Genomic DNA, 6,230 nt, shown 5'->3' with positions numbered 1-6,230 from the left:
GGGTGGGGTCAGGTCACGTTGACCACCACCGAATGCCGGCCGGAGGCGCCGTCCGGGACGGTCCGGGTGCGCTTCGCGGTCTGGGTGTAGCCGGTGCGGTCGGTGGCGCGGACCTGGAGGGTGTGGGAGCCGGCCGTGGCGGGCCACTCCCAGCTCCACTGCCGCCACGTGTCGAGGGGGCCTTCGGCGGCGAGGCGGGCCTGCTGCCAGGGGCCGTCATCGACCCGGAGCTCGACGCGCTCGATGCCCTTGTGCTGGGCCCAGGCCACCCCGGCCACGACGACCGTGCCCGCCGCGGGCGAGGCGAACGGCTTGGGAGTGTCGATGCGGGACTGGGTCTTGATGGGAGCCTCGCGGGCCCAGTCGCGCTCGACCCAGTACGGGTCGTAGTCCGCGAAGGTCGTCAGCTCGATGTCCTCGATCCACTTGCAGGCGGAGACGTAGCCGTAAAGACCGGGCACGAGCATCCGGACCGGGAAGCCGTGGTCGAAGGGCAGCGGTTCGCCGTTCATGCCGACGGCGAGCATCGCGTCCCGGCCGTCCATGACGGTCTCCACCGGGCTGCCGATGGTCATCCCGTCCGTGGAGCGGGCCACCAGCTGATCGGCCGGTCCGCCCCGGGACGGCGGCCGCACGCCCGCCTCTTCGAGGAGGTCCTTCAGCCGTACGCCGAGCCAGCGGGCGGTACTGACGTACGGGCCGCCGACCTCGTTGGAGACGCAGGTCATGGTGATGTCCCGCTCGATCAGATCGCGGCGCAGCAGGTCCTGGAAGTCGAGGGTGAGCGGCCTCTCAACGCCCTTGCCGTGCAGGCGCAGCCGCCAGCGGCCGGCGTCCAGGCGGGGCACGGTCAAGGCGGTGTCGACGCGGTAGAAATCCCCGCTGGGCGTGGTGAAGGGCACCGCGCCCGGCACCCGCAGGCCGACCCCGCGCGGCAGTTCGGGAGCGGGCGAGGCGGGCGCCGGCAGCCGGATCGCCGCCCGGGAAGCCTCGGCCCCGGCGACGGTCGTCGCGTTGAGGCGGCGGCCGGCCAGGCCGGCCCCCGTGGCGGCGGCCGCGACACCCGCCGTGGCAAGGAGGAAACGCCTGCGGTCCACCGGCCGGGACCCGCCCGCCGCGGCGCCCTCCGGCGCGGGTGCCGCGGCGGTCAGGGGACCCGCGAGCGCGTAGAGGACGACGGCCCCGGCAAGGGCACCGACCAGGGACGGCACCGTATCCGTCGGACTGGCCGAATCCGGCCGACCGGCCGCGGCGAGCGCCCCGACCACGCCGAAGACCAGCACGCCGGCCGCGGCGGTACGCCGGCGCCGTAGCGCCAGCAGTCCCAGCGCCACGGCGAACACCGTCAGCAGGGCGAGGATGCCGAGCTGGAGCACCAGCTTGTCGGCGGTGCCGAACTCCCGGATCGCCCAGTCCTTCACGGCGGCCGGCGTGCGGTCGATCACCGCTCCGCCGACCGCCGTCACCGGACCCGCCTCGGGCCGGACGGCCACGGAGACCAGCTCCGCCACGGTCAGAGCCGTGTATCCGGCCAGCAGACCGCCGAGCGCGGCCGCCGCGCCTTTGAGGGCTGTACTTCCTCGGGTGCTCACAACCAAGATTCGGAACAAGGCGGCCGCCCGGCTTGGTCATTCACCCGATCGTGAAGATCCTTCCGAGTTCACACAGGTCACAGGGGTCACAGCCGCGGAGCCCCGCGCCGCCGCGCTATCCGGGAAGGGTCACCAGGCCGAGCGGAGTGCTGGTGGGCTGCCGCGAGCCGCCCGCGGGCTCGACGGTGACGCCCATCCCTGACGCCTTCCCGACGGGACCGTCCATGAGCGTCGCGCTCCCGGCACCGGGCCCTTCCAGGAGCCCGGCGGAGCGCATGCTGCCGCCGTCGTCGAACCAGAGTTGGTACACCTTGCCGTCCGGCAGCTCCGGCAGTTGCGAGGCGACGAAGGCCGCCCGGTCCCTGGCCCGCGAGACCACCACGGTGCCGGTCGCGCCGTCCCCGAGCTTCCCGGTGGCGCTCCTGGCGTCCGGGGCCGCGAGCACGGCGGCCAGATCGGCGGCCTGCTGCCGGGACTCCCGGGCCTGCTCGCGGGCGTCCTCGGCCGACTGGTGCTGCCACACCGCGATCCCGCCGAGGGCCGCGGCCGCCGCGAGCGAGGCGGCGAGCGCCATCCGCGGCAGCGAGCGGGCCCAGGTGCGTACCCGCCCGGGCGCCGACACCTTCGGTGGTTCCTGGCGCACGGTGCCGATCGCCTGCAGCACCCGCTGTTTCATCTCGGGCGGTGGCGCAGCGGCCACGGCGAGCCCCAACCGCCCGGCGGTGGCGGCCAGTTCCCGTACCTCCTGGGCGCACGCACCACAGACGGCCAGGTGCCGCTCGAACGCGGCCCGCTCGGTGGGCGGCAGGGCGTGCAGCACGTAGGCCCCGGTCGCGGTGTGCAGGTCGGCGGCGGTCATGCGCTCACCCCGAGGCAATCGCGCAGCCGGATCAGCCCATCGCGCAGGCGGGTCTTCACGGTGCCCAGGGGCATGGTCAGCAGCTGGGCGACCTCGCGGTAGGTCAGGCCCCGGTAGTAGGCGAGGGTGACGGCTTCGCGCTGAAGCCTGGTGAGGGCGCCCAGGCAGCGGCGTACGCGCTGCTGCTCGAGGCGGGTCTCGACCTGCTCGGTGACGTGGTCGTACGCGGGCATCTGGTCGAGCAGCGCGGCCTTGTGCTCGCGTTCCGCGCTGGCCTGTACGGAGCGCACCCGGTCCACGGCCCGCCGGTGCGCCATCGTCAGCACCCAGGTCATGGTGCTGCCCTTGTCCGGCCGGAAGCGGGCCGCGGTTCGCCAGACCTCGACGAGGACCTCCTGCGCGACCTCCTCGGACTGCGCCGGATCCCGCACCACGCTGCGCACCAGCCCCAGCACGGGCCCGCTCACCGCGTCGTACAGCGAGGTGAAGGCCTCCTGGTCGCCGCGGGCCACCTCGGCCACCAGGGCGTCGAGGTCGGGCCTCGGGGGAGGGGGCGGGGTGGTCCTGGCGTTCTCCGCCGACCTCATACGACTCCGTTCGCCGATCACCGTTTCACTCAGGATTCGGAGCAGGGCCCGCCTGCGGATTGGTGCGCGTCGGGCAGGTGAGCAGCAGGATGCACCACGGATGGCCGCGGCGTGCTAATCTTGGTCGTAGTTGCAGTTGTGGTTCCCGAAACTTTAAGTGCCCTGACGGCTGTATGACCGTCGGGCATTTTTTATCTCCGGTGCTTATCCGGACGGGGTTCATCGTGGCAACGCAGGGGCTCACACGGTGTGGGCCCGCGGGCACTGCCCCGAAGGAGATCAGTATGGCTACCGGTACCGTCAAGTGGTTCAACGCCGAAAAGGGCTTTGGCTTCATCGAGCAGGACGGCGGCGGCCCCGACGTCTTCGCCCACTACTCGAACATCGCCACCCAGGGCTTCCGTGAGCTCCAGGAGGGCCAGAAGGTGAACTTCGACGTCACCCAGGGCCAGAAGGGCCCGCAGGCGGAGAACATCGTTCCCGCCTGACGTCTGAGCGCATAGAAAGCTGGGGTCCCGCCTTGCGGCGGGGCCCCAGCTTACTGTTTCTGCATTTCTGTATTTCGATGGACTTAATTTAGTCCTACATTTGGCGCGTTCCTGCAATTCATCCGGCGCAGTCATTGCCGGGAATTCCTCGATGCGGGCCCTGTCGAGGAAGGTTCGCCATGAACCGTTCAGCTCGCACCAACCACCGTCGTACGAATCACCGTCCCAGGTCACACGCGCAGGGCGAGTTCGCGCTGCCCACCACCGTCACCCCGGCCCTGCCCGCCGCCGCCACCTTCGGCGAACTGGACATGCCGGCCGCCCTGTTGAAGCTGCTCACCGCCCAGGGCATGCACGAGCCGTTCCCGATCCAGTCCGCCACGCTGCCGAACTCCCTCGCCGGCCGCGACGTCCTGGGCCGCGGCCGCACCGGCTCCGGCAAGACGCTCGCCTTCGGCCTCGCGCTTCTCGTGCGTACGGCCGGACAGCGCGCCGAGTCGCGGCAGCCGCTGGCCCTGGTCCTGGTCCCCACCCGGGAGCTGGCCCAGCAGGTCACCGACGCGCTCACCCCGTACGCCCGGCTGCTGCGGCTGCGCCTCGCCACCGTGGTCGGCGGCATGTCGATCGGCCGGCAGGCCGGCGCGCTGCGTACCGGCGCCGAGGTGGTCGTGGCGACGCCCGGGCGCCTCGCGGACCTCATCGAGCGCAAGGACTGCCGTCTCGACCGGGTGAACATCACCGTCCTGGACGAGGCCGACCAGATGGCGGACATGGGCTTCATGCCGCAGGTCACCGCGCTGCTGGACCAGGTGCGTCCGGATGGTCAGCGGATGCTGTTCTCGGCCACGCTCGACCGCAACATCGACCGCCTGGTGCGTCGTTACCTCAGCGACCCGGTGGTCCATTCCGTCGACCCGTCGGCGGGTGCGGTCGCCACGATGGAGCATCACGTGCTCGAGGTGCACGACGCCGACAAGTACGCGACCGCCACCGAGATCGCCGCCCGCGACGGGCGCGTGATCATGTTCCTGGACACCAAGCGCGCCGTCGACAAGTTCACCAAGCATCTGCGGGGCAGCGGCGTGAAGGCCGCGGCGCTGCACGGCGGCAAGTCGCAGCCGCAGCGCACCCGCACGCTGGCGCAGTTCAAGACCGGTGATGTCACGACGCTGGTGGCCACCAACGTGGCGGCCCGGGGCATCCACGTCGACGACCTCGACCTCGTCGTGAACGTCGACCCGCCGGGCGACCACAAGGACTACCTGCACCGCGGCGGCCGTACGGCCCGCGCCGGCGAGTCCGGCAGCGTGGTCACGCTGGTGCTCCCCGGGCAGCGCCGGGAGATGACGCGGCTGATGTCCGACGCGGGCATCCGGCCGCGGATCACGCAGGTCCGCTCCGGCGAGGCCGAGCTGAGCCGCATCACCGGTGCCCAGGCCCCCTCCGGCGTGCCGGTCGCCGAGGCCGCGCCCGCCGCCGAGCGCCCGAACTCGAAGCGGGGCGGCGCCCCCTTCCGCGGCCACGGCTCCCGCCCCGGGCGGACCGGCGGTACCTCCCGCCGTTCCGCCGAGGCGCGTCAGATGTCCGAGGCCCGTAAGGCGGCCCGGGTCCGGCGCAGCGCCTAGCGGCGCGGGCGCTCGAAGGTGAGCAGCAGTCCGCCGACCGCTCCCGGGCCTATCCGGCCCTTGACGTCGGCGGACGTGATCGCCTTCAGCGCCCAGCCCTCCTCGGCGTGCTTGTTCAGCACCTTCTCCAGCTTGTCGCTGTCCAGGGCGTCTCCGACCAGGGACTCACGGAAGGTGACGACCTTGTATTCGAGTACGTTGGGGGTGCTCATGGCTGGGGCCTTCCCGTGGGTGGATAACCTGGCTCTGTCCGGACCGGCAGCGTAGACGCAGGTGAGGTATGGAGACCAGGCTCGAATCCGGCGCGAGGCGCCGTGGATAAGGTCGCGCTCACGGCCGCCGGTCTCTACGTCATCGTCCTGCTCCGCGCCGGCGGCACCTTCGCCCTCGGCTGGCTGGCCGGCGCCGGCGCCCGGCGCAGCCGGTACGCCGAGCGGATCCCCGCCGCCAAGCTGGAGCGCGTCGAGCGGGCGATCCAGCGCTGGGGCGCCCCGGTGGTCGCCGTCTCCTTCCTGACCGTCGGCTTCCAGACCGCCGCGAACTTCATCGCCGGCACCATGCGCATGCCCCTGCGCCGCTACCTCCCCGCGCTCTTCATCGGGGGCGCGGCCTGGTCGCTGATCTACGCGACGGCCGGAATCGGGGTGCTGCGGCTCCTCGGACGGCTGTTCTCCGAGCACATGGCGCTGGGCGTGACCGGGGTCGCCGTCCTGGTGCTCGCGGTGTGCGGCGTGGTCGTGGCCCGGCGCCGCAGCGCCGCGCGGGAAGCCGAGCGGGACACCGTCGCCGACGAATCCTGAGGGATCCGCCGATCATGACGTCCGGCTTATTGCGTACCATGTGCAAGTGCCTGGATACCGCATCAAGACTGCCGGCCCCGAGGACCTCGGCGCCGCCCGCGCCGTCATGCTCGACACCGTCTACCGCGACTTCGGTACGGGATACGTGCCGCGCTGGCACGGCGACATCATCGATCTCGAGGGTGCCTATCTGCGGGACCCCCGCCACACCCTGCTGATCGCCGAGGACGAGTGGGACGGGAGCGTCGTCGCCACCGCCGCGCTCGACTCCCGCGGCCC

Annotated in this window: 7 protein-coding genes and 1 pseudogene; 4 read left to right on the top strand and 4 right to left on the bottom strand. The window is 72.1% G+C overall.

The window, feature by feature from the left end; translation table 11 throughout:
- Nucleotides 1-8 precede the first annotated feature (8 nt).
- The 3 genes from G5C51_RS38910 to G5C51_RS38900 form a co-directional block, all read right to left on the bottom strand.
- A complete protein-coding gene (locus G5C51_RS38910; RefSeq protein WP_338118477.1) occupies nucleotides 9-1,592 on the bottom strand; it encodes a molybdopterin-dependent oxidoreductase in 1,584 nt (527 codons plus the stop codon).
- Between the two features lie 115 nt (nucleotides 1,593-1,707).
- Nucleotides 1,708-2,451, bottom strand: coding sequence for an anti-sigma factor (locus G5C51_RS38905; protein WP_165245130.1), 744 nt, complete (start codon nucleotides 2,449-2,451; stop codon nucleotides 1,708-1,710).
- A complete protein-coding gene (locus tag G5C51_RS38900) occupies nucleotides 2,448-3,038 on the bottom strand; it encodes a sigma-70 family RNA polymerase sigma factor (protein ID WP_165245128.1) in 591 nt (196 codons plus the stop codon). The genes G5C51_RS38905 and G5C51_RS38900 overlap by 4 nt, the downstream gene beginning before the upstream one ends.
- A 284-nt stretch (nucleotides 3,039-3,322) precedes the next feature.
- Between G5C51_RS38900 and G5C51_RS38895 the strand changes: the two genes are divergently transcribed.
- Nucleotides 3,323-3,526: a cold-shock protein gene (locus G5C51_RS38895; protein WP_165245126.1), complete on the top strand. Its 204-nt coding sequence runs from the start codon at nucleotides 3,323-3,325 to the stop codon at nucleotides 3,524-3,526.
- Between the two features lie 179 nt (nucleotides 3,527-3,705).
- Nucleotides 3,706-5,151 (top strand): DEAD/DEAH box helicase, encoded by a 1,446-nt coding sequence (locus G5C51_RS38890; protein ID WP_165245124.1) that lies wholly within the window; start codon nucleotides 3,706-3,708, stop codon nucleotides 5,149-5,151.
- Here the strand turns inward: G5C51_RS38890 and G5C51_RS38885 are convergent.
- Complete coding sequence (locus G5C51_RS38885; protein ID WP_165245122.1) at nucleotides 5,148-5,363, bottom strand: DUF4177 domain-containing protein; 216 nt, start codon at nucleotides 5,361-5,363, stop codon at nucleotides 5,148-5,150. The two genes, G5C51_RS38890 and G5C51_RS38885, sit on opposite strands and share 4 nt — an antisense overlap.
- 102 nt (nucleotides 5,364-5,465) lie before the next feature.
- Between G5C51_RS38885 and G5C51_RS38880 the strand changes: the two genes are divergently transcribed.
- Both G5C51_RS38880 and G5C51_RS38875 read left to right on the top strand, forming a co-directional pair.
- A complete protein-coding gene (locus G5C51_RS38880; RefSeq protein WP_165245120.1) occupies nucleotides 5,466-5,951 on the top strand; it encodes a VTT domain-containing protein in 486 nt (161 codons plus the stop codon).
- Between the two features lie 40 nt (nucleotides 5,952-5,991).
- A pseudogene (locus G5C51_RS38875) lies at nucleotides 5,992-6,230 on the top strand (GNAT family N-acetyltransferase); the annotation flags it as partial.

This window comes from Streptomyces coryli (assembly GCF_011044975.1).
Lineage (GTDB): Bacteria > Actinomycetota > Actinomycetes > Streptomycetales > Streptomycetaceae > Streptomyces > Streptomyces coryli.
This window is presented reverse-complemented; position numbering and strand designations above follow the sequence as displayed.